This is a genomic window from Nostoc sp., assembly GCF_036919615.1.
GTDB lineage: Bacteria > Cyanobacteriota > Cyanobacteriia > Cyanobacteriales > Nostocaceae > Nostoc.
This window is the reverse complement of the sequence record NZ_JBALCN010000088.1, coordinates 113932-139629: the sequence shown is the minus strand read 5'-3', so window position 1 is coordinate 139629 and position 25698 is coordinate 113932. Positions and strand designations below refer to the sequence as shown.

General features: G+C 42.5%; 27 protein-coding genes and 1 pseudogene. 15 read left to right on the top strand and 13 right to left on the bottom strand.

All coding sequences use genetic code 11. From position 1 onward, the window contains the following. Positions 1–141: 141 nt before the first annotated feature. The 3 genes from V7K48_RS24750 to V7K48_RS24740 all read right to left on the bottom strand — a co-directional run bounded on the left by V7K48_RS24750 (position 142) and on the right by V7K48_RS24740 (position 2669). Positions 142–1902 (bottom strand): serine/threonine protein kinase, encoded by a 1761-nt coding sequence (locus tag V7K48_RS24750; protein ID WP_335076292.1) that lies wholly within the window; start codon positions 1900–1902, stop codon positions 142–144. Positions 1903–2044: 142 nt separating this feature from the next. Further along, on the bottom strand, positions 2045–2233 hold the full coding sequence (rpsU, locus tag V7K48_RS24745; RefSeq protein ID WP_012407716.1) for a 30S ribosomal protein S21: 189 nt from the start codon (positions 2231–2233) through the stop codon (positions 2045–2047). Positions 2234–2348: 115 nt separating this feature from the next. Beyond that, the gene (locus tag V7K48_RS24740) at positions 2349–2669 is read right to left on the bottom strand and encodes an RNA recognition motif domain-containing protein (protein WP_273762368.1); all 321 of its coding nucleotides are present in this window, start codon (positions 2667–2669) and stop codon (positions 2349–2351) included. 1081 nt (positions 2670–3750) lie between these two features. Here V7K48_RS24740 and psb35 point away from each other — a divergent pair. Beyond that, positions 3751–3840, top strand: a pseudogene (psb35, locus tag V7K48_RS35150) (photosystem II assembly protein Psb35); the annotation flags it as partial. A 27-nt stretch (positions 3841–3867) separates the two neighbouring features. Here psb35 and V7K48_RS24735 read toward each other — a convergent pair. Further along, positions 3868–4962 carry a hybrid sensor histidine kinase/response regulator gene (locus V7K48_RS24735; protein ID WP_335076290.1) on the bottom strand — a complete coding sequence of 365 codons (1095 nt, stop codon included), beginning with the start codon at positions 4960–4962 and terminating at the stop codon, positions 3868–3870. A 578-nt stretch (positions 4963–5540) separates the two neighbouring features. Between V7K48_RS24735 and V7K48_RS24730 the strand changes: the two genes are divergently transcribed. Continuing rightward, positions 5541–6260: a response regulator transcription factor gene (locus V7K48_RS24730; RefSeq protein ID WP_335076288.1), complete on the top strand. Its 720-nt coding sequence runs from the start codon at positions 5541–5543 to the stop codon at positions 6258–6260. A gap of 126 nt (positions 6261–6386) precedes the next feature. Continuing rightward, entirely contained in the window at positions 6387–8075 is a 1689-nt protein-coding gene (locus V7K48_RS24725; RefSeq protein ID WP_335076286.1) for an NAD(P)H-quinone oxidoreductase subunit 4, read from the top strand. A gap of 112 nt (positions 8076–8187) precedes the next feature. Here V7K48_RS24725 and V7K48_RS24720 read toward each other — a convergent pair whose 3' ends face one another. Then, positions 8188–8427, bottom strand: coding sequence for a hypothetical protein (locus V7K48_RS24720; RefSeq protein WP_335076284.1), 240 nt, complete (start codon positions 8425–8427; stop codon positions 8188–8190). Between the two features lie 60 nt (positions 8428–8487). Further along, positions 8488–8859, bottom strand: a complete 372-nt coding sequence (locus tag V7K48_RS24715; protein ID WP_335076282.1) for a hypothetical protein — start codon at positions 8857–8859, stop codon at positions 8488–8490. Positions 8860–9047: 188 nt separating this feature from the next. On the opposite strand from V7K48_RS24715, the gene thrB reads away from it, so the two are divergent. The 6 genes from thrB to V7K48_RS24685 all read left to right on the top strand — a co-directional run bounded on the left by thrB (position 9048) and on the right by V7K48_RS24685 (position 13212). Then, positions 9048–9962 carry a homoserine kinase gene (gene thrB, locus V7K48_RS24710; RefSeq protein WP_335076280.1) on the top strand — a complete coding sequence of 305 codons (915 nt, stop codon included), beginning with the start codon at positions 9048–9050 and terminating at the stop codon, positions 9960–9962. Positions 9963–10004: 42 nt separating this feature from the next. Then, positions 10005–10514, top strand: coding sequence for a hypothetical protein (locus V7K48_RS24705; protein WP_335076278.1), 510 nt, complete (start codon positions 10005–10007; stop codon positions 10512–10514). Between the two features lie 380 nt (positions 10515–10894). Further along, positions 10895–11332, top strand: a complete 438-nt coding sequence (locus tag V7K48_RS24700; protein WP_335076276.1) for an RrF2 family transcriptional regulator — start codon at positions 10895–10897, stop codon at positions 11330–11332. Positions 11333–11402: 70 nt separating this feature from the next. Continuing rightward, positions 11403–11798, top strand: a complete 396-nt coding sequence (locus V7K48_RS24695) for a pentapeptide repeat-containing protein (RefSeq protein WP_335076274.1) — start codon at positions 11403–11405, stop codon at positions 11796–11798. 94 nt (positions 11799–11892) lie between these two features. Beyond that, positions 11893–12381: a DUF2243 domain-containing protein gene (locus tag V7K48_RS24690; protein ID WP_335076418.1), complete on the top strand. Its 489-nt coding sequence runs from the start codon at positions 11893–11895 to the stop codon at positions 12379–12381. A 222-nt stretch (positions 12382–12603) separates the two neighbouring features. Beyond that, positions 12604–13212 (top strand): DUF4129 domain-containing protein, encoded by a 609-nt coding sequence (locus tag V7K48_RS24685; RefSeq protein ID WP_335076272.1) that lies wholly within the window; start codon positions 12604–12606, stop codon positions 13210–13212. A 64-nt stretch (positions 13213–13276) separates the two neighbouring features. On the opposite strand, the gene V7K48_RS24680 is transcribed toward V7K48_RS24685, so the two are convergent. The 4 genes from V7K48_RS24680 to V7K48_RS24665 form a co-directional block, all read right to left on the bottom strand. Beyond that, positions 13277–14557 carry an aspartate aminotransferase family protein gene (locus V7K48_RS24680; protein ID WP_335076270.1) on the bottom strand — a complete coding sequence of 427 codons (1281 nt, stop codon included), beginning with the start codon at positions 14555–14557 and terminating at the stop codon, positions 13277–13279. Positions 14558–14660: 103 nt separating this feature from the next. After that, on the bottom strand, positions 14661–14804 hold the full coding sequence (locus V7K48_RS24675) for a hypothetical protein (protein WP_335076268.1): 144 nt from the start codon (positions 14802–14804) through the stop codon (positions 14661–14663). Between the two features lie 45 nt (positions 14805–14849). Further along, complete coding sequence (locus V7K48_RS24670; RefSeq protein WP_335076266.1) at positions 14850–14978, bottom strand: hypothetical protein; 129 nt, start codon at positions 14976–14978, stop codon at positions 14850–14852. A 407-nt stretch (positions 14979–15385) separates the two neighbouring features. Next, on the bottom strand, positions 15386–17173 hold the full coding sequence (locus tag V7K48_RS24665; protein ID WP_442949468.1) for an ABC transporter substrate-binding protein: 1788 nt from the start codon (positions 17171–17173) through the stop codon (positions 15386–15388). A 537-nt stretch (positions 17174–17710) separates the two neighbouring features. On the opposite strand from V7K48_RS24665, the gene V7K48_RS24660 reads away from it, so the two are divergent. Both V7K48_RS24660 and V7K48_RS24655 read left to right on the top strand, forming a co-directional pair. Further along, positions 17711–18727 (top strand): potassium channel family protein, encoded by a 1017-nt coding sequence (locus V7K48_RS24660; RefSeq protein ID WP_335076262.1) that lies wholly within the window; start codon positions 17711–17713, stop codon positions 18725–18727. A 90-nt stretch (positions 18728–18817) separates the two neighbouring features. Continuing rightward, on the top strand, positions 18818–20041 hold the full coding sequence (locus tag V7K48_RS24655; RefSeq protein ID WP_335076260.1) for a leucine-rich repeat domain-containing protein: 1224 nt from the start codon (positions 18818–18820) through the stop codon (positions 20039–20041). A 74-nt stretch (positions 20042–20115) separates the two neighbouring features. Here V7K48_RS24655 and V7K48_RS24650 read toward each other — a convergent pair whose 3' ends face one another. Together V7K48_RS24650 and V7K48_RS24645 are read right to left on the bottom strand one after the other, a co-directional pair. After that, on the bottom strand, positions 20116–20673 hold the full coding sequence (locus V7K48_RS24650; RefSeq protein WP_335076258.1) for a methylmalonic aciduria and homocystinuria type D protein: 558 nt from the start codon (positions 20671–20673) through the stop codon (positions 20116–20118). A 476-nt stretch (positions 20674–21149) separates the two neighbouring features. Further along, positions 21150–21356, bottom strand: coding sequence for a glycogen debranching protein (locus tag V7K48_RS24645; protein ID WP_335076256.1), 207 nt, complete (start codon positions 21354–21356; stop codon positions 21150–21152). Between the two features lie 651 nt (positions 21357–22007). On the opposite strand from V7K48_RS24645, the gene V7K48_RS24635 reads away from it, so the two are divergent. The 3 genes from V7K48_RS24635 (at position 22008) to V7K48_RS35145 (ending at position 23051) form a co-directional block, all read left to right on the top strand. Continuing rightward, a complete protein-coding gene (locus V7K48_RS24635) occupies positions 22008–22361 on the top strand; it encodes a PadR family transcriptional regulator (RefSeq protein WP_335076254.1) in 354 nt (117 codons plus the stop codon). Continuing rightward, entirely contained in the window at positions 22246–22833 is a 588-nt protein-coding gene (locus tag V7K48_RS24630; protein ID WP_335076252.1) for a hypothetical protein, read from the top strand. The genes V7K48_RS24635 and V7K48_RS24630 overlap by 116 nt, the downstream gene beginning before the upstream one ends. 95 nt (positions 22834–22928) lie before the next feature. Next, a complete protein-coding gene (locus V7K48_RS35145) occupies positions 22929–23051 on the top strand; it encodes a DUF6887 family protein (protein WP_442949467.1) in 123 nt (40 codons plus the stop codon). Positions 23052–23170: 119 nt separating this feature from the next. Here V7K48_RS35145 and rsmH read toward each other — a convergent pair whose 3' ends face one another. Further along, the gene (rsmH, locus tag V7K48_RS24625; RefSeq protein ID WP_335076250.1) at positions 23171–24058 is read right to left on the bottom strand and encodes a 16S rRNA (cytosine(1402)-N(4))-methyltransferase RsmH; all 888 of its coding nucleotides are present in this window, start codon (positions 24056–24058) and stop codon (positions 23171–23173) included. Positions 24059–24311: 253 nt separating this feature from the next. On the opposite strand from rsmH, the gene V7K48_RS24620 reads away from it, so the two are divergent. Beyond that, positions 24312–25496, top strand: a complete 1185-nt coding sequence (locus V7K48_RS24620) for an NAD(P)H-quinone oxidoreductase subunit H (RefSeq protein WP_335076248.1) — start codon at positions 24312–24314, stop codon at positions 25494–25496. Positions 25497–25698: the final 202 nt, after the last annotated feature.

The window sequence follows — 25698 nt, the reverse complement described above, 5'->3', positions numbered from 1 at the left end:
GGGAAGCAAGCTACGCGCAGCATCTCGTAGAGAAGTCGAGGTAAGTCGCAGTATTGGGCATTGATTATTTCTTTCTCATTTCGCTCATCTCCCTCATCCTCGCCTGCCCCTCTGCCCCCTGCTCTTTGCTCCCTGCCTTCTTCACCGCCACCCTAAAAGGCGCAATCCAGGGACAATTAGGTAGTAACTAACTCCTAACCAAAAGCTGGTAAAAAAGCCCACAGAACCAAAAAAAATCAGAGGTAACTGTAATTCTGACCAGGCTGGTTGACTAGAAAATTGGAAGATCGGAGGTGCTAACTTCAAAAGAATCAAAAATGCATAGGCGATCGCACTGCCAAAGGCAGCGAACACAGCATACACTATGTGATGGCTGCGAAGACCTAAACTCAAGGTGAGTAGGCAAACTGCCACTAAAATCACTGCCATTAAGCCCTCGCCGCTGTCTTTTGGTGTGATTAATTGCAAAATCATCCAGCCGAAGCCATAGCTAATCATGCCCATCAGAGACGCCACTAAAAAGCGCCGCCGTTGACGAAAACACCCGGATACTGTCAATCCCCAAGCGGTTCCCCAGCCTGCTGCCACGAACACCAAAATATCTGCCCCAAAGATGGGTTGAGTATTTGGCACTAATTCGTTTAGCTGACTCAAAATCAATTCCACAACCTGACGACCCAAGCTTGTGTGATAGGCCAAAATAAAACCAGCGATCGTACCAAAACAAGCACCGATACTACTCAGGATCATCGCCCAAATCGTCGCCAAACAAGCTTGGAAAATTTTGATGATCGCCTTAGCAATGAAAATAACGGTTTTAGTTACAGCTTGGCTAAAGTTAGCTAAAGCCTGTTCAACAGCTTGTGTTAGCAGTGTAAATTTGTGGAACGCTTGCCTTGAGGCTTGCTTAACGTTGTCTCGCTGTTGGGCAAATAATCCTGGCAATGGTAATGGTTGAGAAATCTTCGCCAACCGTTTTTGAATCATAGTTGCATTTGCGGGACGCGATCGCACATCCTCCTGCACCATTTCATCCAGCAAAGAAGCTAGTTGCGGGTTGACATTTACCGCAGTTCGCCAATGCAATTTCCCAGTTTGCTGATCTTCCAACTCTCGCGGGTATTTGCCTGTTAATAGTTCAATTATTGTTCGACCAAGGGCATAAAAATCGGCACTTGGCCCGACAATACCTCCAGTCACTTGTTCCGGTGGACTATAGCCAGAAGAAAATAATCGGGTGGAACTAGACTGAGAACGCAGCTTAGAGGCGCTAAATTGTTTTGCCCCTCCAAAATCAATTAGTACAACGCGATCGCCCTCTGTTTCCCCTTGAGGCGGGGTTACAGTTGGCAAAGAGGTGCCCAACATTAAATTAGAAGGTTTAATATCCCGGTGAATAATCTGGCGTTTGTGTAATTCCTGTAAAATCTGTACAGCTTGGGCAAACCAGTTTAAAACCAAATCCTCTGGACACCCTTGGGGAAACTTTTTTAATATCTCCTCTAAAGTCCGCCCATTGATTTTTTCCATTACCAGACAAGGCAGTTGGTGCGGTTTGGGATTGAACAGTTTTACGTGAAAATACCCATCGGCATCAACTGTGGGGACACCCGGATGCTGCAAGCTAGATAAAACCGCCGCCTCTTGAGTAAATAATTCCAATGCCTTTGGTGAATCTTCTACCAACACCTTCAACACTTTCTCTGTTTGAGTTTTTTCATCCCAAACCGTGTAAATTTGAGCAAATCCTCCCGATCCCAACGGGTAAAGTGGAACATAGCGGTCTAACAACTCTAGCGGTGCGCCACAGCTGTTGCAAAATTTGTTTCCCCAAGGCTGAGGATAAGGACGTTGACAATCAGGATTTATGCAGTGAACCGCACTCTGAGTGATGTGGGACACAACCGCTACAATACAAAGGCTGACTTGATTTTAGCGTTGATTGAGAAAATACCATTCTGACTTTTTGATTACTCGTGCTGATTTCCATAAAGAAAACCCTCATAAAATCTATGAGGGCATTCGTTTATATCTATGTCAGTCCTTAATTACGAAAACTTCTCTTACTCTGCCTGTGCTTGGCAACTTCTTTGCGCTTGCGTTTTTCTAGGGGCGTTTCAAAATGACGATGCTTTCTCATGTCTGGAAAAATTCCAGCCTTGGAAACTTCTCGCTTAAATCGTCGTAAGGCTGACTCAATGTGTTCATTGTCACCTACAATTACTTGGGTCATTATTTCTCCTACTAAGTTGACTTCATCAATAGCTATGCAGGCAGTAACATTGCAAAAAAAAGACAGACTCCTTGTCTGACCTTAAGACTCTGGGTAAATTTTTTTGTTTCCAAGGTTAATAGCGGGAGCGTCCGCCGCCGCCACCGCCGTATCCTCCTCGGTTACCACCAAACGAACCTCGATCACCTCTATCTTCCTTGGGTTTAGCCTTATTCACTTTCAGATCACGACCCATCCACTCAGCACCATCGAGAGCTTCAATGGCAGCTGTTTCTTCAGCTTCAGTTCCCATTTCCACAAAAGCAAAGCCTCGCGGACGACCTGTTTCACGGTCAGTAGGTACTTGAACTCGCTTTACAGTACCGTATTCTGCAAAAATACCGCTTAAATCCTCTTGTGTAACGTCATAAGAGAGGTTACCTACATAAATTGACATCGATTCTCTCCAAAATCATCACTGTGTAGAGATTTTAATTTCTCTGAGAAGCCTGTAAATACTAAAAGGAAAAAGCCTTTCAATACTAAAATCAAAGACATCGCTGAATTAACTCTCCTAATCTTAGGATGACATAGGAGCCAACTCTCTGCATCCAGTAGATAGTTAACAGATAGTTTACCAGTGATGCGATCGCACCTAAGCGAGATCGTCCGCCTCCACCTACCCTAAGTACAGCCCACCGCAAAGAAGGGTTGGAAATGCAAGAAGATAAATTCTGTAGGGTGATATAGGAAATCAGGCATACAGGGGCGCATCTTTAATATCCGAATTGAACGTTTGACTGCATTAACCATGAAGCATTACTCCAAAATTTTAATATGAAAGTCAAAGTCAGGCAACAAATAAAAGCTGTGCCGACTTGTACTTCTTTGGAAAACCCGCTCTTGAGCAACTGTGGGAGCGAGTCTTCTCCCTTGGCACTAGTACGCCACGGCGTAAATAGAGCAACCATTTAAAATCCCTAAAAAGCCCATTCCATAATATTTTTCAATGAGTGAATGAGTGACTTCCGCCTTGCGGTACTAGCCTCTAGCAAAGGGAGAACTACGGTGTACATACAAATTCTAAAAACCTTGCTTGATGAGGCTTTCCTCGTTTACAGGCTCTGTATGGGAACCAGAGAACAATGGTCAATCGAGCTTTTTTAGACTTGTGTTTGTACCATAGTAGCGCCTTGTAGGCAAGGGCGGTTTCCGCCAATGCCAAGGGCTGAACTTCTCTGAATCAAGGACGCTGTACCAACGATGATTTAGAATTCTTTTACATTTTGGCTATGTCAAGTTACTTATTATCACTTTTCCTAGCTGTTTCCAATTCAGCTGCGATCGCCAAATGCAGATCGAGTTTGGCAGCGTGTTGAAAAGAATGCACTACCTGATCATGATTGAAAGCGTAAATTAAATTTAATCCCTATTTACCGAACCTTCTCCCTTGTTAAATCTGTGTTTTACCTGATATTTTTAGGCATTTTGACAATACCGGCTCCAAAATATTTTCTCAAGCTATCACTGATTTTTTCATAGGATCAATTGCCTGGTACAATTCCAAAAGTACTGTAGGTTGGGAAGATAAAGAGCGTCCCGATATTGTTCCAGAAATTGATCACTAATAATTTTTTGTCTACCTATCCCTACTTTTATTTTTCAGCAGCTACAGGTAGATGTATAGTAAATTTACTACCCTGCCCTGGTTCAGATATGACATCGATTGTACCTTGATGTGCTTCGATAATACAGCGAGATAGATATAGTCCCAAACCACTACCAGAACGCTGGTGTTTACCTTGGCGAAATCGCTCGAATAATATTGCCTGGTCTTGTTTAGAAATTCCCGGCCCTGTATCTTGGATATCAATAGTCACGGCTACCGGAGTGAGATAGCAGTGAATATCTACAGAACCTTTGTCTGTAAATTTGATGGCATTGCCGATGATATTTGTCAAAACTCGCCGCAGTTCGACGCGATCGCCCATGACGGTGCTTGCAGTTTCACCTATATCAATGTTTACAGCTAATCCTTTTTCTTCAGCTAAGGGAGTTAATTCTTGGGTAACTTCACTAACTAATTCCTGAATATTACAGGGAAATATCTTTAAGGTTTTACAGCCCGCTTCATGACGATAAACTTCTAGCAAGGTATTTACCATTTCTAGCAGGTCTTGATTACTGCCAATCATGGTATCAATTATTTCTTGCAATTGTGGCGAAACTTCACAAAACCTGCCTGACAACAATAATTTTAAGACGCGGTTGGAGGCTACCAGTGGTATACGTAAATCATGAGTAAAACGGGAGACAAAATCTGCCCGGAGGTTAGCCATCTGATCTCGTTCGTCTATACTATGCTTGAGACGCAGGAGCGATCGCACTCGTGCATGTAGTTCATCAGGATCGAATGGTTTACGAATGAAGTCATCTGCACCAGCATCGAGTCCTTCAACAACGCTAGACTCATAGTGAGCCGTGAGCAGCAGAATGGGGATAAATGGCAACGCCTGATTCCGTCGGATGCGTCGAGTAAATTCATAACCATCTATCTCCGGCATCATCACATCTAAGAGAATTAAATCTGGCGGTGACTGCTCAACCATAGCCAGAGCAATTTTGCTATCTTCCACCAAGTCAATCTCATAGTTTTTATCTTCTAGGACTGCTTCTAAGACCAGTAAATTGTCAAAAACATCATCGACAACGAGAATTTTATCTTTTTTGACAGTTTTAGTTAAAGACATGGCTAAATAAAAAAAAGAAGTGCTTGGCTATCCCTAGCAAATCTAGTAATAGCTTACTTTACCAACGCTAAGAGTATTAATGAGTCACATTTTCCTTTAAAGTTTACTGAATTAAATATCTTAAGTTTTATAAGTAATTACACTTAGATTTTTCAAAAGTATCTTAATTAAATAACATTGTTTATCAAGTATCTTAGCCGTCTGATTATCCAACCAATATCTATATTTGGGTGCTAGGGTGAGGTAGTCTAGTCCATTTTGTGTAGATCATCTTAGCCACTACGAGGGCAACTATTTAATAGTCACCCACTCTTGCTTGCTAGCGGATTTTGAATGAAAGATTTTTACCATAAAACATCTATCCTCAGGTGAATGTATAAAAATATTTTTTGATTGAATTATCTTGTCATATCGAAATTGCTTTAGAAAAACTTATAATATCAAGTTATTTATGTCTAATGGTGGATGAAGTTCAAGCAACAATACCAAATACATTGTTTTTTGTATAAGATCCCGAATACAAGAACGAGATTATTTTAATCTGTACTTTAGATAAATAACAGTAAAGTTAAGCAACTATGAGTGAAATCAAGATCCTCGTGATTGAAGATCACAACCTTACGAGAATCGGTTTACGGGCTGCGTTGCAAACCCAGCCAGAGTTAAACATTGTTGGTGAAGCAGCCAATGCAGCCGACGGCATCAACCTTCTGAAAAGTCTTAAGCCTGATGTTGCTACTATTGACATTGGTTTGCCTGATATGGATGGTATTGAGCTAACACGGACATTTAGGCAATATCAAGCAGAGAATGAAGATTATACAACAAAGCTGCTAATTTTAACAATGCAGAATAGTGAACAGGCAGTTTTAGCAGCTTTTGCAGCAGGTGCAGATTCTTATTGCATGAAGGATATCGAAACTGAGAAACTAGTGGAGGCTGTGCAAACAACCTATGCAGGTAGTTCATGGATCGATCCAGCGATCGCAGATCTTATACTACAGCAAATACGTCAAGATTTTCCCGATGGTAGCAGAGGGGCATCTGGAAAAAGAGTCTTGATTGAAGGTATTGACCCAGATGTTGAGAAAAGTATAGTCAGTTATCCTTTAACTCATCGGGAGATGGATGTTTTAGAGTTGATTGTCGCTGGGTGTGACAATGCAGAAATTGCTAAAAGGCTCTATCTAACAGTCGGTACTGTAAAAACTCATGTTCGAGGTATTCTCAATAAACTCTGTGTTGCTGACCGTACACAGGCTGCTGTCCGTGCTTTGCGGGCTGGATTAATACCGTGAGTGTACTTATTGGTAATCGTTTTTCGGTCAAATCAGTTACTTGGGACAAAGATTTATGAAGAAATTGTTACACAGGTTAGTAAAATGACATAATTGACAAACAAATAAGTATTTTTTCTCATATACATGATAGCGGATCAATTTCCCTGGCTTACCGCGATTGTCTTGCTGCCACTCGTTGCTGCCTTGCTCATCCCTGTGCTGCCTGATAAAGATGGCAAGCGCGTGCGGTGGTATGCACTGGGTGTAGGTATGACAGACTTTGCCTTGATGTGCTACGCCTTTTGGAAGCATTACGATGCCAGCAGTGCTAGTTTTCAACTCGTGGAGAATTATGCCTGGGTACCTCAGTTAGGTTTGAACTGGGCGGTATCAGTCGATGGACTTTCAGTACCACTTGTGCTTCTAGCAGGATTTGTCACCACACTCTCGATTTTTTCGGCCTGGCAAGTTTCACACCGACCCCGCCTCTTCTATTTTTTGATGCTGGTGCTGTATTCCGCACAGGTTGGGGTGTTTGTTGCCAAAGACTTGCTGCTATTTTTCATTATGTGGGAAGTAGAGCTGATTCCCGTCTACCTACTAGTCTGCATTTGGGGTGGGCAAAGGCGTCGTTATGCGGCTACGAAATTTTTGTTGTATACCGCAGCGGCTTCTATATTTATTTTGGTGGCAGCCCTGGCAATGGGGCTATACGGCGGCGGTAACATGACATTTGACATAACCGCCCTCGCCAAGAAGGAATATCCCCTTGGTCTACAACTGCTACTTTATGCAGGGTTGCTGATTGCATTTGGTGTCAAGCTTGCTGTTTTCCCGATGCATACTTGGTTGCCTGATGCTCACAGCGAAGCATCCTCTCCTGTGTCAATGATTCTGGCTGGTGTATTGCTGAAGATGGGCGGATATGGACTAATTCGCCTGAATCTTGAACTACTCCCCGATGCACACATTTACTTTGCGCCCGTTTTAGCCATTCTGGGTGTTGTCAACATTATCTATGGTGCATTAAATTCCTTTGCTCAGACCAATATGAAGCGGCGTTTGGCTTATTCGTCGATTTCTCACATGGGGTTTGTACTACTTGGGATTGCGTCCTTCACTGATTTGGGAATCAACGGCGCGATGTTGCAAATGATTTCACATGGTTTGATTGCATCGGTGCTGTTCTTCTTAGCAGGCGTTACTTACGATCGCAGCCATACAATGGTGATGAAAGATATGGGCGGTATTGGTCAAGCCATGCCCAAAGTCTTTGCCCTGTTTACAATCGGAGCAATGGCATCCCTGGCACTTCCCGGTATGAGCGGCTTTGCTGGCGAACTCTCGGTATTTGTTGGTCTGACAAGCAGTGATGTTTACAGCTCAACTTTCTGCACCGTCACGGTTTTTCTCGCCGCAGTTGGAGTCATCCTCACACCTATTTATCTACTTTCCATGCTGCGAGAGGTATTTTATGGTCAAGGTGCAGCACTCATCTGCGACATTAATAATGCAGGCTCGGAAAATCAAGAAGATGACGGAACAGTTTGTTTTGGTACAGACTGCCTCGTGCCAGAGGATGCAGTCTACGACGATGCTAGACCGCGTGAGGTATTTATCGCTGCCTGTTTTCTACTGATGATTATTGGTATTGGTTTCTATCCCAAGATGGCGATGCAGATGTACGACGTGAAGACTGTTGCAGTCAATGCTAATCTTCGCCAGTCTTATGCCATAGTCTCGCAAACAAATCCCCAGATTTATGCTAATGGATTCTTGGTTCCGCAAATTTCAGAGGTTGAGATAGCGCCCGTTTTGGGAACTTTGAAGTAAGCTTTTTGACCAATAGACTTGTGAAAAAGAGCCAAAGCTAAATATATTTCTGAGGAATAATAGAGCATTGATAGCCGCTCACTATGGGTAGGCTATCAATGCTCTATTATTCTCAGGATGCCCAAGATGTTTTTTCTGGAAAAGATCCTTTTTTCCAATGTTGCCAAACCTTTACTGCTGCTCGTTGAAAAAATGCCTGCGAGTTTTGCTCTGGGGTTTCTTGAAGTTCCTTAATTTCTCCACTCAATTTATCTATCCATAAAGAACCGAGACGATCTTCATGTAGGCCAAAGCGGTAAGTAACGCCGGTCTCATCCTCCTTTTCTTTTAGAATCAATACATAAAAAGCCATAATAGATTAATGTGGTCTTTAAAAGTTGGATACTTTAGTTTTAACGTATTTGAGTTCTGCTCATGTTACTGAGGGACTCCAGAAACGACCAGAGCATTCAGTAGCGTCATGATCTGTACGGTAGTCAGTATGGAAAATGCCTTCAAACCTCAACTCAAAGTATTCATGTTCTAGTAATCTCAAATCTTCAGAGTTAAAATTACCTCCCTGTAACCTAATCCAGGCATCTGCTATATCTGGATCAGGACTAAAGCGGTTAAATCCGAGATCGTAATCCAACTGGTGTTCATCATAAAATAAATGTTTTTTGATCCGTTGAATGCGAAACTCCGCCCATCCGGTGTTATGTGCAATCTCTGCTACATCGTCAGCATCACGAATAGCATTATACGCCTCAGGAGCATACTCAAGAAAGCGCTTTAAATATTCCATTTATTAAATTAGTTAATATAAATAGTCAATAATATATAATCGAGTAATAACATTATTTTTCAATCATTAGGTAAAAAAATATATTAATAAAATGTAAACACTCAGATGGGTATGCAAACTACCACATCATTAATAAACAAATCAACCCTTTACATGGGATGCTGGTTGATGATTAGTGAGTTTTGCCAATGTCTGTTGTTTCTGCTATAACTGTTACCGTTCCCGCCACAACTGCGAATTTGGGGCCTGGTTTTGATTGCATCGGTGCAGCTTTAAAGCTGTACAACGAGTTCAAGTTCACTCGCCTAGAAGAGGGTGGGCTAACTATTCATGTCACTGGTACGGAAGCTGAACGAGTCCAAACTGATCAGAGCAATCTCCTCTACCAAGCGTTTGTCAAGTTCTATCAACATATAGAGCAGACACCGCCAACTGTGAAAATAGAGATTAAGTTAGGTGTCCCATTGGCAAGGGGTTTGGGTAGTTCGGCGACAGCAATTGTTGGTGGGTTGGTTGCTGCTAATCAACTTGAGGGTGCTACTATGAGTCAGTCGCAGGTGATGGAGTTAGCGATCGCAATGGAAGGACATCCTGATAATGTAGTTCCAGCTTTGTTGGGAGGATGTCGTCTGGCTGCTACCAGTGGCGCAGCTTGGGAAATTTGTGATGTTCCCTGGCATCAAGATGTTGTACTAGTTGTGGCTATTCCTAATTTTGAACTTTCCACTTCAAAAGCGCGGGGCGTTCTCCCAACTCAGGTGAGTCGTGCGGATGCGATTTTCAATACGGCACATTTGGGGTTATTGTTGCGCGGCTTGGAAACTGGTAACAGACAATGGTTAAAGACAGCTTTGCAAGATAAGTTGCATCAGCCCTATCGCAAACCTTTGATTCCTGGTTACGATGCTGTCAACATCGCAGCTGTTAGTGCTGGTGCTTATGGTATGGTGATTAGTGGTGCGGGGCCGACACTGTTAGCTTTGGCGGATAAGTTAGACTCAGAGGCTGTGGAGGCGGCGATGTTAGCTGCTTGGCAAGAAGAAGGAATTACAGCCGAGGTGCGATCGCTTTCTCTCGATACCCAAGGCGCAAAAAGCTTTTAAAAAATCAGATGACTATTTTACTCAGCACTTAAAACTCGATTTATGGAGCAAATTCAGGATGAAATGGCGGCGCTTAACTCTCAAATTCAGATTCTCCTAGAAGAACGCGCTGCACTCACTATTAATAATGTAATCTCTGCCGAGAATGATTCACCCCAGGCAATGGTTGAAGCGTACCGCCGTCAAGCCAGGGAAAATGCTCAATTATCAGTTGAACTCCAAGGCATAGATGCGGCGATCGCAGCCCTAGAAGTCCAGATAAAACAAAAACAAGGTAAGTTAGTGCGTTGGCAAGTTGAATCAAAACAACTTACCCAACAGCAGCAGCTAGAAGAAGCTAAAGAAGTCGCTCAGGTTCATGCTCAACGCATTAATCAACTAGCAGGTGAATTGGCGGCAGAAGTCCGATTTCTGAAGGCTTGTGCCAATCAACTCAGTCCAATGTATTGGCAGATTTATTACAAGCCCTTCATTACTGGGTTCAAGACAATCTCCGTTCCCTATGTCCGCTCTGATGGGGAAGTGTGGACAATTGTCAACCGGATTGTTTAATGCTTGGGGCTAAAACGTTAAGCTAAAACACATCTAATTTGCATATAGCAATCCTAAATCAGCTGTGAAAACTATTGAACCGCCAAGGCGCAGCGTCTCGTAGAGAAAAGCGCTTTTCCTTCTCTACGAGACGCTGCACCAACGGAATGCTATGCGAACGCGTTGGCGGAGCCTCCCCAAGAATTGCGTCTCGTTGGCAAATCAATCATTTTTATTTATCAAATTTAAAAATAAAAGTAATTGCTTCTATCCTAGAAGGTCTTTAAAGTGGAGTTAGTCGGTCAACAATAAGTTGATTGTAAAGTTTTTCTTAGCAGTAGCTTAGGGAAACGAAATCAAAGACTTTGTATGTTTAAATATGAGTTTAAAATATTACACCTGTGGTAATCTCTAACAAATCAGAATACGCACTTCTAGCCCTGTTAGAGTTGGCAACCTGCTACCCTAACGGTGATGCCCTGCAAATTCGAGAGATAGCAGCATTGCAAGACATACCGAACCGCTATTTGGAACAGCTCTTGGCAACATTAAGGCGTGGAGGTTTAATTAAGAGTATACGCGGAGCCAAAGGTGGCTATGTTTTGGCACGAGACCCTAGTAAAATTACAGTGTTTGATGCTTTTAGCTGCATGGAAGGGTCAGATATTGTTGTCTCTAATTGTGAGCCGACTCCCAATACGGTAGAAGGTGAGCTAATTCAGGAAGTCTGGCAGGAAGCACGCCAGGCTGCTAACTCTGTGTTGGAAAAATATACACTCCAAGACCTTTGTGAGCGAAGATCAATCCGCAAGCACAAGGAACTGATGTATTACATTTAGGAAGGATGAAGTGGGAGAATTTTTATCTTTAGTATGAAAGTTATAATGAGATAACCTGTGAGGCTGTTATATGCCTGAAGCCAATTCTCAACAACCTATAAATCATGCTGCTACTCTTGTGGAGAGTTATGCAACAGGAAAACGGGACTTTAGTAAAGCAGAACTGGGTAATGCTGATTTGCAAGGCATTAACTTAAAAGGATCTGACCTCAGCTATGCTGACTTGAGTGAGGCTAACCTGAGTAGCGCTAATTTGAAAGGAGCTGACCTGAGCTTTGCTGATCTAAGTCAAGCTAATCTCAAGGATACTGATCTTAGGGGAGCATTATTGATGTCAGCGAATCTGCGCCAAGCTGAACTCAAAGGAGCGAACCTGAAAAAAGCAGATTACGATCACAGCACCCATTTTCCTGATGATTTCGACCCAGTGAAAGCGGGTATGCAGATTAAATTTGTAAATTATTAATTTAAGTTGAATGATCGTACTTGCCTGAAGATAGAAGATTTTTCTTCCAAAAGATGTTGTATTTTGGTAAGAAAGCCTATCTATGAGGTTGACAATGGAGGCAAAAAGTGAAACCTTCTACCGACGCGCACCGCTAATTAGTGCTGGTATTTGTCTTGGTGTGGGTCTTGGAGGATTTCTGGATGGAATTTTGCTGCATCAACTCCTCCAGTGGCATCATATGCTCAGTAGCATTCGACCTCTGACAAACACGGCGAATATAGATTTGAACATGGTATGGGATGGATTATTTCATGCCTTGGATTGGGTATTCACCGTGGTAGGACTTATATTGCTATGGCGTGCAGGAGGGCGTGATGATGTTCCTTGGTCATCACAAACCTTTATTGGGTCAATACTGATTGGAACTGGGTTGTTTGACTTTGTTGAAGGTTTAATTGACCACCAAATTCTCGGTATCCATCATGTGAAACCAGGCCCAAATCAGTTAATTTGGGATCTAGGATTTCTTGCATTCGGTGCGCTACTTATTGTTATCGGCTCGATAGTGATAAAAAAAGAGTCAGTAGTCAAGAGTCAATAGTCATGGGGCATGGGGCATTGGGCAATTCAATTTTGGATAATAGAATTGAGGAGAGCGTAGCGTAAAGCCTGCGGCATGGCTTCTCTACGAGAGTCTGCGTCCCTTGCGCGTCTCGTAGAGAGCGTCTTTTAGATTAAATTTCAATTCTTTAATCCAAAATCTAAAATCTAAAATTCTTACTTCCCTGCCTCCTCTGCTCCCCCCACTCTCCACTCCCTACCTATGCCTACAGATACTTTTGAAAAAACTAGTTGGAGTTGGCAGTTGTCTCAATTCCAACAACAAGCGGGAGAATGGTGGGAATACCAGTTTTACCGCTTTCAACAGGCAATGCCCGAATTGCCTACTGGATGGTCGATTAGTCCTTGGCTAGGCCAGTTGCTGAAATTCCTGTTTTGGCTGGTAATAGCCTTATTGATAGCTTGGGTGGGTTGGCGATTATGGAGAGAATTCAGTCCTTATGTATATTCTTGGCTGAATAGAAGTGGCAATCTCACTGATTTTCGCGGAAAAAATCGCTCTAGTGAGTCATCCATAGCCCTTTTGTTAGAGCGATCGCAAGAATTTTATCATCAGGGGAACTACCGTGAGGCTTGCCGTTGTGTTTATTTAGCGATGTTGCAGCAGTTGCATCAAAACACCATCGCACCCCACAAACTCAGCCGTACAGATGGAGAATATCTGCAATTGCTGCGATCATCTGTGACTCCCATACAGCCTTATGAAACTTTAATTACCACTCACGAGCAATTATGTTTTGGTAATGCTGAGATTTTGCCTGACAATTATGAACAGTGTCGGCAAGCTTATCGGGAAATTTCCCCAGAATGAATTTGAGACGTTGCATTGCAACGTCTCAAACAATATTCTATTTGGTGAGAATCGCGTAGACGTTCTACGGCTTGTCGTTAGACATCGCCTTTTCTACAGCTTCCAAGGCAGTGTTTACTTCCGCCTCTGTGACAATCAGCGGTGGCACAAACCGGACTACTTTTGGCCCGGCTGGTACGAGCAATACACCCTCGTTGATGGCAGCATTGACGACATCGGCTGCGGTTAACCCAATGTCGGCTTGCAACTCCAAACCGTTGATTAAACCCCATCCCCGAACTTCGCCAACCTGCTGAGGATATTTTGCTGCGATCGCCCTCAATCCAGATCGCAATTGTTCACCCCTGTCTTGGACATTCTGCAAAATATTTTCCCGCTCTAATGTCTGGCAAACACTGAGTGCTACACCACACACAAAAGGATTTCCGCCAAAAGTACTGGCGTGTTCCCCTGGTTGAAAAACATCGCAGAATTTCTTGCTCATCATTGCGCCGATGGGGATACCGCCACCTAAGCCTTTGGCACTGGTGAAGATATCCGGTTCAACGCCGAGATGTTCATAACTCCATAATTTGCCACTACGCCCCATACCAACTTGCACTTCATCAAAAATCAATAAAATGCCAGTTTCGTCGCAAATCTGCCGGAGCTTTTTGAAATAGGCAACATCTCCTGGACGCACACCGCCTTCTCCCTGCAATGGCTCAATCAGAATTGCTGCTACCCGATAATCGCCTTCATCCAACTCGCTAATTGCCACTTCCACAGCGTTAATATCGTTGTAATTTACGTAGTGGAACCCAGGAACCAAGGGATCAAAGTACTTTTGATACTTCGGTTGTCCGGTAGCGGTAATCATCGCCAAAGTCCGTCCGTGGAAACTGGCATTGGCGGTTAGAATAATCGGTTTTTCAATGTCTAATACTGTATGGGCATATTTGCGCGCCAGTTTAATTGCGGCTTCGTTAGCTTCAGCTCCAGAGTTGCAGAAAAATACGCGATCGGCACAGGAATGATCAACAATCCATTTTGCCAATTCACCTTGCTCAGGAATGTAGTACAAATTAGAGACATGGTGCAGCTTCTGGATTTGGCGTGTCACCGCTTCTACCATAGCTGGGTGGGCGTGTCCTAAAGTACAAGTGGCAATTCCAGCTACAAAGTCCAGATATTCTCGCCCCTGTGTATCCCAAACCCGGCATCCAGCGCCCCGTTCTAGGGCTAAAGGAAACCGGGCGTAGGTAGACATGACAGCTTCATTAAAGCTATCTGCATCAAAGGGACTGGATGCTGACCCTGAATCTGGGGGGATGGTGGCTTGGTCAACGAGAGTTTGTAGGCTCACTACCGCTCCTCCTGAAAGTTTTTCATTATATAGTTATTTACTAGTTTCCTAGAAATCCCTAAAAAATACTTTTTATTTAGTACAACTTGTACTTCCTTTTAGGCTAACGCTTATATAACCTCAAACGCTTGGCGGTGGTGAAAAAAAACTTTGTACTCAACACTTGAGTAATAGGTAGTTTGCGTAGGTGCAGCCCGTCGTAGGCATCGCAAGTTTTGGGTAGAGTCCAGTCCAGGGGTTTTTTCACTGATGTTCAAGCCTGACTCGTCGCTAGTCTGCGGTTTTGATGGCGCTAAGACACATGAGGAAATTCCCCTTGCTGTGTGCGGGAAAACTCCAACGGAGCTAAGTATAGCATTTCATTAATTCGTAGCAAATTAAATTTGGCAATCCCTTGCAATGCCAATGTATCGGGATGCATTGTTAATGCGTCCCCTTGCAATGCCAATGCGTCGGCGGCATTGTTAATGCATCCCCTTACAATGCCAATACATGCCGATACAATGTTAATGCGTCGGGATGCATTAAAAACGCTACGCTTTTCGGAAAACTGTACTAAGAGAGTTGGAAGTTATTGAGGGTGATCTATACGAATGATGAATTATATCAAGTCTGGGTAATTAGTTATGATTCCCACAGTCGTTGTACCCCACACGTCAGATGCTTCACTTGGGGAGACTTTTAGTCAGCGCTGGCTCTCCTTAATCCCCTAAGAGCCTGCTCTTAAAGGAGACAAAGCTACGCTTTGACTCTTTGGGGTTCTTCAGGTTTAATAAGTAATCAAGCGGACATGATATTAGTTATGATGCCTTAAATCTGTGATTGGAATTATTTTTCTGTGATTTTCAGTTCATCAATATTCCAAAAAGTTTGCCCCAAGGCAGAAAACTTGATGGGATTGACACGTTCACGCACCGCCTCAAACGAGATTGGATTCACAAGGCAGAATATGGGCAACTGTTCTGCAACGATTTGCTGAAATCTGTCATAAATCGCCTTACGCTTGCTCTGATCTAGTTCTTTAAATCCGGCGCGGAAAAGACTGTCAATTTCTTTCTCCCATTCAGAAACTACCCATCCTTGCAATGGGGGTTTTCCTGGTAGAGCACCTTGGTTAAACTGATGAAATGAGCCTTGACTAGTCCAAAATAAAGATAGAAGATTAGGTTCAACATCTGCACCGGGAACACCAAACGCACCGACATAACAATCCCAATCTCGACGAGAGAGTAGCTTTTGCAATACTATGTTAAAACTGACTACCTGCATATCTGCTTTGATACCAATTTGACTGAGGTCTTGTTGGATTTGAACTGCGGCATCGATTCTTGATTGCTCTTCTGATTTCACTAAAAGATTGAATTGTACCCGATTTCCATCTTGGTCTAACAGTTCTTTTTGGGAGTTGTACTTAAAACCAGCCTCTAACAACATCTGCCTAGCTCTCTGGGGATTATAATCATAAACTTTTAACCCTGCTGCTGGGGACAAGTAATAGGGACTTTGAACAGCAATTGGCGAATGTTGTATTTCACCTAAACCGCGATAGATATTAGTTTTAATTCGGTTGCGATCAATGGCATAGGCAACTGCTTGCCTAAAAACTAAGTTATTAAACCACCGAGATTTGATCGGGTCTATAAAAGGCTTACCTTTGGAATTAATAGCTCGGTTGAGATTAAAACCCATAAGGCTAAAACCCTCAGTCGGCCCACCATTGTAAATAATGAATTTTCCTCGCTTTTCCTCTTTCTTGAGTAACCCAAATACTGCTGGTGTCACATTCAAAGTATCCAGTTCCCCTGAGCGAAATCTCACTAACTGATTTTCTGTAGAAGAAATAATTTGCCAGACAATTCGTTGAATATAAGGCTGAGGATTTCTTTGAACATCTTTGCGCCAGTAATAGGGGTTGCGTCGTAAAATTACCCGTTCAGCAGGAGTATAGCTTTCTATTTGGTAAGGCCCATTGCAGATGATTTTTTGCGGATCGGTATTGGTTCCCCACATTGAGAGAAACTGAGGATTACCATTGGCATCATTGGATAGTACAGAAGCACGCAAGGCATGAGCTGGCAAAATTGCTAGTTTTTCAGCGTATCTCAAAAAAGGGGCAAAAGGTTCCACAAAAGTAAACTCAACTCGCAGATCATCTAGTTTCTGCACTGACGGGAAAGTTTCTGTGTTGCCAATACGCAAAAAATCTCTATATAAAGTGGGAATTTTTTTATTCAGATAAATGTCTCGATAGGTAAAGACTACATCATCTGCTGTGAGAGGTTCACCATCTGACCATTTCAACCCTGTTTTTAAGGTAAAAATAATTCGCTTTTGATCAGCAGATATTGACCAAGATTCTGCCAGTGCCGGCTCCAACTTAGTAGTTATAACATTCTCATCGATCAATCCCTTGTAAATTAAAGAAAAAACACTGTATGGAGAATCATTAATCGCAAAGTTAAAAGTAGTCGGGTCATTTAGCGAAACTAGAACTAATTGAGCTACCTGAGATGCTTTGCTTTTCATCTGTGTCGGGTGACAGCTTGTAAGCAAGAAACAACAACATAGCAGCAAACCAATTACCAAATTCAGAGGTCGAACAACAGCAGCAATCATCTCCAGTTATCTACCTTGCAGCTACTATCTACACAGTACAGTATGGTGATTCATCAGTACTAGAACAATGCCAGTAGCCCGAAAAATTCTGCGTTAGCGTACCCCTACGGGGATCTTACTACGCAAAGCGTCTTGTAGAGATATCACCTACGGTGCGTGCTCCGCGCTATCGCTCTGGTGACCTTTGATAGCTGATTGTTACCAAAAAAACCGTATTTTTTAATACAGTTTTTTTGATAATTCCCTTAGACTTGTATGATCAGTAAAATTAATAAATTAATGGAAGAAGCAATACCAACACTCTCTCCAAAATATGCTTCTGGACATTAGAGCCTCATGTAAAGTTAAAGATGAATATTTTTAAGTCTTAGGAGTACTGAGTTTGGACTATTAGTTTAGATAACTTGTAGTTTAAATGTACTAAAGAGGACGAATGGTATAAAGTTAGTAGAAAACTCAAAAAAGTAGGCTAAAAATATTATTTTTACGTCATTTTCAACACTTGAGCAAAAATATCAACGTATCCAAAAAGAGTTAATGGCTGGGGCGATCGCTCTCGGCGGTGTTTTCGTCATTGGCACTTTGTGGTACTGGTTAGTGGAGGGCTGGTCATGGGAAGACGCGGCTTACATGACAGTCATCACTTTAGCGACTGTGGGATATGGAGAGATCCACCCAATGGGTAGCCGAGGACGATTGTTTACAATTGCCCTGATTTTGTTGGGTGTAGTGAATATCGGTTACATTGTCAATAGATTTACAGAAGCGATCATTCAAGGCTACTTTCAAGAAGGAATTCGGCTACAGCAGCAGAGGCGGTTAATGGAATCTCTATCAGAACATTACATCATCTGTGGATTTAGTCGGACTGGTCGTCAAATTGCCAAGGAATTTCAGGCAGAAGGTGTACTTTTTGTGGTGATTGATTCGGAGATGGAATCTATACAAAGGGCGCAGATGGAAGGTTACACGGCATACCAAGGTGACGCTACATTAGATGATACACTCCTAAAAGTTGGTATTGAAAGAGCGACTTGTATCGTTGCAGCACTTCCTTCAGATGCCGAAAATTTATATGTTGTTTTATCAGCAAAAACACTGAATACGGGAATTCGAGCGATCGCCCGCGCAAGTACAGAAGAAGCTTTGCAGAAGTTACAACGCGGTGGTGCAGATGAAGTGATATCCCCCTATATTACTGGGGGCAAGCGCATGGCTGCTGCGGCTCTCAGACCCCAAGTATTGGACTTTGTAGACGGTATTTTGACAGGTGCAGACCGTCAATTGTATATGGAAGAATTTTTACTCGACCCAGCTTTTTGTCCTTTTGTCGGTCAAACTTTACAAAAGGCGAGATTGCGATCGCAATCTGGGGCATTAGTTCTGGCAATTCGCCGCCTTGATGGGACTTTAATCGGTGGCCCCACTGGCGATACGGTTTTAATGCCGGGCGATCGGCTAATTGGGATGGGTACAGCTGAACAGTTGCGTGACCTTAACCAAATTCTCGGCCCAATTGGTTCTCAGAAATTGCGTAAACCGAAAAATAGCTGATTTTATTTTTATTTAAATTAATTTTTTATACCAATTTTGGATAATTTTTGTTTAGTATAATTGCATAATTAAATAGTATAATATTATGCAATGAAATTTACATCAAGCATCGCAACAATATTTACTTTTACTTTGGAATTTTACACCACACAGACCATTGCTGCTCCTCTGGCAACTCTCAAAAGCTTTACAGATTGGTGTAAGCAGAAATCAACTTTACCTCCAGAGACAAAACATACTATTGAGGTACTGTTAGAAAAAGCCCATACTCAAAATTGCAAGCAGGCTAACCAAAAGCTGACTAATTTGACTTTTCTCAACCTCGACTTAAATGAAATCAGTGATATCAAGCCCTTATCCACTCTAACTAATTTGATTTATCTCTCCCTCAATTTCAATAAAATCAGCGATATCAAGCCTTTGTCCAATCTGACTAATTTGACTTGTCTCTCCATCGCCGCAAATAAAATTAGTGATATCAAGCCTTTGTCCACTCTAACTAATTTGACTAAATTCTCCTTATACGCAAATGAAATCACGGATATCAAGCCTTTGTCTAATCTGACTAATTTGACTATTTTCAACCTCGCCGCAAATAAAATCAGCGATATTAAGCCTTTGTCCACTCTAACTAATTTGACTATTCTCGACCTTAACTCAAATAAAATCAGGGATATCAAGCCTTTGTCCAATCTGACTAATTTGACTTCTCTTTACCTGAAATCAAATGAAATCAAGGATATCGAGCCTTTTTTCAATTTGACTAATTTGACTGAACTCGACCTTTTTGCAAATGAAATCAGGGATATCAAGCCTTTGTCCAATCTGACTAATTTGACTCAACTCTTGCTCAACTCAAATAAAATCAGTGATATCAAGCCTTTGTCTTCTCTGACTAATTTGAATTTTCTCGACCTTAGCTCAAATGAAATCAGCGATATTAAGTATTTGTCTGCTCTGGCTAATTTGACTGCTCTCTACCTCGACTTAAATAAAATCAGCGATATCAAGCCTTTATTCAATCTAAATAATTTGACTTATCTCTCCCTCGGCTCAAATAAAATCGGCGATATCAAGCCTTTGTCTTCTCTGACTAATTTGACTTCTCTCTACCTCTACTCAAATAAAATCAGCGATATCAAGCCTTTGTCTTCTCTAACTAATTTGACTTCTCTCTACCTCTACTCAAATGAAGTCAGCAATATCAAGCTTTTATCTGCTCTGAAAAAACTGGATATTCTTAATATTAAAAATAACCCGATCGCTTCCAAAATATGTCCTGTAAAACCAGAATCTACTTGTAAATTTGATTAGCTTCAAAACTGACAACCGTCAGATTAATTCTGAAAGAATAACGCAAATAGAAAGGAGAGCGATCCAACGCCCAATTAATAATCAATTTCTTTCCACCCATGCATGGCTGCTATACCTTTTGTAACCCATTCGATCGCAATTGGGGGAGCTTCTGATATCAAGATGCTAGGATAAACTGCTGCACCCCAGTCGGGATGCACTAGCACACGGCAGCTATTTTTAATGACTGGATAGTTGAGTAAAGCTTTGACTGCTGCTGTGTCGTCGTGGGGAATTGCTCCAGGATGAGACAGTAAAGGATAGCCTGTACGAGGGTCGATTAGGTCTGTTAAATAGCCGCAATCGCGCAGTTTAAATGCCAAATCGCAGCCAAATCTCATAAACTTTTCTCGTAGGCGTTCTTTTTCTGTCTCTACTTCTGCTGTCTTTTCGACTAGTTGATAACGCGATTGCTGTAAGACAATCACTACTCGTAAAAATGGCTGCTGTTTCCAATCTGGTAATATCCGTTCGCAATTGGCACAGATATATTGACTGGGAGCGTGAATTGAAATTTGAACCGCTTGTCCCCTTTCGTCAACTAAATTAATGGGACAGGCTTGCTCCGAAGTGTAAACTCTGGGATAGTTCACTAAATTGATTCGGTTTTGGCAAGTTTTTTAATTTAATCTACGGTATAGATGATAACTCTTAAAAGTTCCAAAAAATTATCAATTTTCTCTAATATATTACTTTTTTTGAAAGCAGTTGTTAATAATTTGATAATTTTAATCCGAATTTTATCCTTCATTAACCTGTTCTAATGGGATTTGCTGCGATCGCTGTAGGTATTGGCATAGGTGCAGCGTGTGGTAGACAAGCGATGCCTATGGCGGGCTACGCCTACACTCTTGAAATATGTTCGATCAAAATCTCAAAAAATGACCTCCATCTCAGACGATTTGCATCTCAAACCAAAATGGTCAAACTGTCAGTAAAGCAGGACTAAACAGCCATCTGGTGAGGTAAAGCGCCTCGGACTTTCGCCAAAGGCAAGCAGAAAAAACAAAGGTAATCGTGTTTGCTTGGAAATGGTTAAGCTATACAGCCTACTTTTCATAGCACCCAATTAATTAAGTTTTAAAGAATTCACTGGCACTTCATCCCAAGAATCGACTGTCCGCAATTGCGCTACCCAACCTGCTGCCTTTTGCGTCTCGGTCAAATTATTCTCAAAGGAATCATGACAATCTTTGGCTTGAGATTCATTATAAGTAGCAATACAGGCATGAATCATTCCAGACGGATCAATTTGCTCATTTACCCAAATAGTCATAGAGTATTCCCTTAAAAACTTTAGCGAAAAAGGCTATTCGTCATTTTAGAATACTATTAAAGTCGAAAATCATGAGCAAAATCGGTAACAACTAGTAAACTAATCCCAATTACTGATTACTAATTTACAATTACCCACTTCCGCTTCATCATTTTTCTGCAATTTATCTAAAGCACCAACTACATTATTAAGGTGATAAAGCTGTAACACCTCTTGCACCAGCTTGTTTTGGCGATTATTTATCCTTGCCTAAAAGCTGATACGTTTGAGAATCAGCGCCACCGCTAACAAGGAGAACCCCAGCAGAGGTCAGATGACCACGCCACCTGCTGTAAACAGATTGCTAATTTCCATCTACTCTGTTTTAACTTTTCAACAGCGCTAGGTTAACAGATCGTTGTTTGAGCGGAGTTGATATCATTTCTCAAAAGGAATTGCTCTGCAAGTTTTAAAGTGTTGGCAGCAAGTACGGCTTGCCCAAGCTGCATAGATGTTTGACAGCAATTATCAAATTTATAAGATATACTTAATTTAAGATAAAAGTCCCGCTGCCCCGTTACAGGAGTCGTAACAGCGAGTAGGCTTGTTGCCCCATAACAGGGGTCGTAACAACGAGAAATGTCTAAATATATCTAGGAGATTTGCTACAACATGATACACAAACATACCCAAATATTTAATAAAGGTTCAACCAATGCCCAAGTTTCACCACGAGAAGAAATCGTATTGCTTGCACTCTACAACAAAGAACTCTATGGTCTGCAAATTCCGCAGGCTATGGAAGAGGCTAGCGGCGGTAATACTAAAATGGGGATTGGCACCCTTTACCCCGTTCTCCATTCTCTGGAAAAGAAAGGGCTTGTCGAATCCCGCTGGGGAGATGAAGGGCGTGAAGAACGAGGTGGAGCAAGACGGCGCTATTACAAACTTACAGGTAGCGGCGTTGCGACTCTCGAAGCCGTCCAATCTTTCCGCTCTAACCTACTTACTTGGCAGCCCAGTTAGTGGAACAGCAGGTACAGAAATTGAAAATAACGATTGGGAATTTACTATAAAAGAAATTCAACTCAAGACACAACACTTGGAGGCCATAACATCTTTAAAATCAGAGGAAGTTATCAAAGTTGTGGAAGAGTTGATAGTTCAGAAAGTGCTGAACGATTTAGAAGACTCAGTAGAAAATTTAGAGAAGCTCTCCAAATTAAAGAAAAGATTACGTAAGTATAAAAAATCTGATCCTGCTGAAACTTGGGCTAGTAGGTGGATAGCTTCCCCAATTGCTTACCTCTTCCCCCCAGAACGACGTGAAGAATGGCTAGGGGATTTGTATGAAGTGAATTGGGAGATGCTACACAAAGACTATCCTCGTTTGCTGGTTAACCTTAATAATGTTTGGAAAACTGTCATCCTGGTAATTTCTGCTTTAAAAATCAGGCTGTCAGATTTCTTTTCACTAGGTAAAGTCAAGAGCGAGTAGAGGAAAATGCATTCTCAAGGATGGGTAGAGTAATGTACCACAACACCATTTCCCTTTTATCAGATATACCCTAACGGTAAATAGAGATACATAGGATGAGCAAGCCTAATTTTCATGCAATGAGTCAGAAAGAGTTACATAATTACGTTCTTACTCATCGGGAAGATCAGGAAGCCTTCTACGCTTATGTGGATAAGCTGCATGTTGAAGGTCATTGAATTGAAATGCCACTGTTACAGTCAGAACAGGATTTAGAAAATTATCCTAAGTTCATTGAGCATATTCGCAGCAGTTCTGAGCCACGAGATGGAGCAGTTTAAGGCTGCATTCATTGCAGTTACAGCAGCTTTTGGGCTATCCTCAGTTTGGCCGATCGCGATCGCGGATTCCTCTGAATTTCCTCTTCTTGTGCAATAATCGGCTTTTTTGTCAAGACCTTTAACAGAGGTGAATTTCTTAAACCATGCTTCACCGGGCGGTCTTCCAGACTGTGAAAACTGATAATCGCAATTCTGCCACCAGGGACAAGCGCATTTGGTGCTTTATCCAAAAAGGTTTCTAGGGATTTTAACTCATCGTTGACGACAATTCGCAGAGCTTGAAAAACACGGGTAGCGGGATGAATTCTCCCATAACGGTATTTTGGAGGAACAGAAGAAGCGATCGCTTCAGCCAATTCAACAGTCGTGTGCAACGGCCGCCGTTCGACAATGCGTCTAGCAATGCGCCGCGATAATCTCTCTTCACCGTACTTAAAGAAAATATCTGCTAATTCCGCTTCATCCCAATTATTGATCACATCAGCAGCAGTTAGCGATCGCCCTCGATCCATTCGCATATCCAAATTCGCAGCTTGGCGAAAGCTGAAACCCCGTTCCGGCTGATCTAAATGGTAAGAACTCACCCCCAAATCGGCTAAGATACCATCGAAAGTGTTAGGGGTAAACTCGTAGTTTGCAAAATTGTTATAAATAAATTGTATGCGATCGCCAAACTCTGCCAATTCTTTCCTAGCCGCTGCTAAAGCCTCCTCATCCTGGTCAACTGCCGTTATTCGCACATCCGCCGCAGCTTCTAAGATCAGGCGACTGTGACCACCACCGCCTACCGTCACATCTAAATAATGCCCACCCGGATGCATCGCCAAACCTTCAATTACCTCCCGACCCAAAACGGGAATGTGAGAAAAATCTTGCACCTCAAGTCCCTGATATCGAGCTTCCATATAATAATTGAAGAAGTGCAACAAAATGAAACATCAAGTAAAATCCCTCCTCTGTCACTCCCTCTCCAACATATCTCTGTATGGGCAATACATCTAGACGCCCTAAAGGTAGTTTTCCTAAAAGTATTGCTCCTGCAAGCTTAATTTTGGCTTGGCAGACTAGATTAATCAGGCCTGGTTGGCATTTTGGCGGTTCAATTCAAAATTTTGCCTTCAGCACGCTACACGAACACAACAGGAGAACACGAAATCTATGACCAGACTAGAAACCCGCACTGAACCGATGGTGCTAAACATGGGGCCACACCACCCCTCAATGCACGGGGTTCTGCGGCTAATCATGACTCTGGATGGCGAGGATGTCGTTGACTGTGAACCGGTCATCGGCTACCTGCACCGGGGAATGGAAAAAATTGCTGAGAACCGCACTAATGTAATGTACGTCCCTTACGTTAGTCGGTGGGACTACGCTGCGGGAATGTTCAACGAAGCCGTCACTGTCAACGCCCCAGAAAAGCTTGCAGGTGTCGCTGTCCCCAAACGTGCTAGCTACATCCGCGTCATCATGCTGGAGTTGAACCGCATCGCTAACCACTTGCTGTGGTTTGGCCCCTTCCTCGCTGACGTGGGCGCTCAAACTCCCTTCTTCTACCAGTTCCGAGAACGGGAGATGATTTATGATTTGTGGGAAGCCGCTACAGGTTATCGGATGGTAAATAACAACTACTTCCGCATTGGTGGAGTAGCAGCCGATTTGCCCTATGGTTGGGTAGATAAGTGTTTGGAATTCTGTGACCACTTAGTACCCAAAGTTGACGAGTACGAACGCTTAGTAACCGATAACCCCATCTTCCGGCGACGTGTTGAGGGTATTGGTACTGTCACCCGTGAAGAAGCAATTAACTGGGGACTTTCTGGTCCAATGTTACGCGCATCTGGCGTGAAATGGGATTTGCGGAAAGTTGACCATTACGAATGCTACGATGACTTTGACTGGGACGTGCAGTGGGAAACCGCCGGTGATTGCTTTGCCCGTTACGTGGTGCGGATGCGGGAAATGCGCGAATCTGTGAAGATTATTCGCCAAGCAATTAAAGGACTTCCTGGCGGCCCTTACGAAAATCTGGAAGCCAAGCGTTTAGCCGCAGGTAAAAAATCAGAGTGGGACGCATTTGATTATCAATTCATCGGCAAAAAAGTTTCTCCTACTTTTAAGATTCCCAAGGGTGAAATCTACTCTCGTGTAGAAAGTGGCAAAGGTGAATTGGGAATTTATTTGGTTGGCGATGATAACGTCTTCCCCTTACGGTGGAAGATTCGCGCCGCAGATTTCAACAACCTCCAAATTGTCCCACATTTATTGCGCGGAATGAAGGTTGCAGATATCGTGGTGATTCTCGGCAGTGTTGACGTAATCATGGGGTCTGTAGATAGGTAGAAAATATCTATTTAAGTAGATTTTTAGAGCAGTTGTATTATGCAACTGCTCTTTTTTTTATAATTTTTGAAGACGCAATAAATCGCCGTCTCTACGAGGGACTGATTATTGTACAGACGGCGATTTATCACGTCTCTTGTCTTGCACTCTTCACTAATCTGGCTGGAAAAATTTTTTACTCATATAACATAGGTACGAAATA

Excerpts from the sequence above, each read along its gene's own strand:
- rpsU (WP_012407716.1), bottom strand. The coding sequence starts at position 2,233 with ATGACCCAAGTAATTGTAGGTGACAATGAACACATTGAGTCAGCCTTA.
- V7K48_RS24740 (WP_273762368.1), bottom strand. The coding sequence starts at position 2,669 with ATGTCAATTTATGTAGGTAACCTCTCTTATGACGTTACACAAGAGGAT.
- V7K48_RS24735 (WP_335076290.1), bottom strand. The coding sequence starts at position 4,962 with ATGTCTTTAACTAAAACTGTCAAAAAAGATAAAATTCTCGTTGTCGAT.
- V7K48_RS24730 (WP_335076288.1), top strand. The coding sequence starts at position 5,541 with ATGAGTGAAATCAAGATCCTCGTGATTGAAGATCACAACCTTACGAGA.
- V7K48_RS24725 (WP_335076286.1), top strand. The coding sequence starts at position 6,387 with ATGATAGCGGATCAATTTCCCTGGCTTACCGCGATTGTCTTGCTGCCA.
- V7K48_RS24720 (WP_335076284.1), bottom strand. The coding sequence starts at position 8,427 with ATGGCTTTTTATGTATTGATTCTAAAAGAAAAGGAGGATGAGACCGGC.
- V7K48_RS24715 (WP_335076282.1), bottom strand. The coding sequence starts at position 8,859 with ATGGAATATTTAAAGCGCTTTCTTGAGTATGCTCCTGAGGCGTATAAT.
- thrB (WP_335076280.1), top strand. The coding sequence starts at position 9,048 with ATGTCTGTTGTTTCTGCTATAACTGTTACCGTTCCCGCCACAACTGCG.
- V7K48_RS24705 (WP_335076278.1), top strand. The coding sequence starts at position 10,005 with ATGGAGCAAATTCAGGATGAAATGGCGGCGCTTAACTCTCAAATTCAG.
- V7K48_RS24695 (WP_335076274.1), top strand. The coding sequence starts at position 11,403 with ATGCCTGAAGCCAATTCTCAACAACCTATAAATCATGCTGCTACTCTT.
- V7K48_RS24690 (WP_335076418.1), top strand. The coding sequence starts at position 11,893 with ATGGAGGCAAAAAGTGAAACCTTCTACCGACGCGCACCGCTAATTAGT.
- V7K48_RS24685 (WP_335076272.1), top strand. The coding sequence starts at position 12,604 with ATGCCTACAGATACTTTTGAAAAAACTAGTTGGAGTTGGCAGTTGTCT.
- V7K48_RS24670 (WP_335076266.1), bottom strand. The coding sequence starts at position 14,978 with ATGCATCCCGATACATTGGCATTGCAAGGGATTGCCAAATTTAATTTG.
- V7K48_RS24665 (WP_442949468.1), bottom strand. The coding sequence starts at position 17,173 with ATGATTGCTGCTGTTGTTCGACCTCTGAATTTGGTAATTGGTTTGCTG.
- V7K48_RS24660 (WP_335076262.1), top strand. The coding sequence starts at position 17,711 with ATGGCTGGGGCGATCGCTCTCGGCGGTGTTTTCGTCATTGGCACTTTG.
- V7K48_RS24655 (WP_335076260.1), top strand. The coding sequence starts at position 18,818 with ATGAAATTTACATCAAGCATCGCAACAATATTTACTTTTACTTTGGAA.
- V7K48_RS24645 (WP_335076256.1), bottom strand. The coding sequence starts at position 21,356 with ATGACTATTTGGGTAAATGAGCAAATTGATCCGTCTGGAATGATTCAT.
- V7K48_RS24635 (WP_335076254.1), top strand. The coding sequence starts at position 22,008 with ATGATACACAAACATACCCAAATATTTAATAAAGGTTCAACCAATGCC.
- V7K48_RS35145 (WP_442949467.1), top strand. The coding sequence starts at position 22,929 with ATGAGCAAGCCTAATTTTCATGCAATGAGTCAGAAAGAGTTACATAAT.
- rsmH (WP_335076250.1), bottom strand. The coding sequence starts at position 24,058 with ATGGAAGCTCGATATCAGGGACTTGAGGTGCAAGATTTTTCTCACATT.
- V7K48_RS24620 (WP_335076248.1), top strand. The coding sequence starts at position 24,312 with ATGACCAGACTAGAAACCCGCACTGAACCGATGGTGCTAAACATGGGG.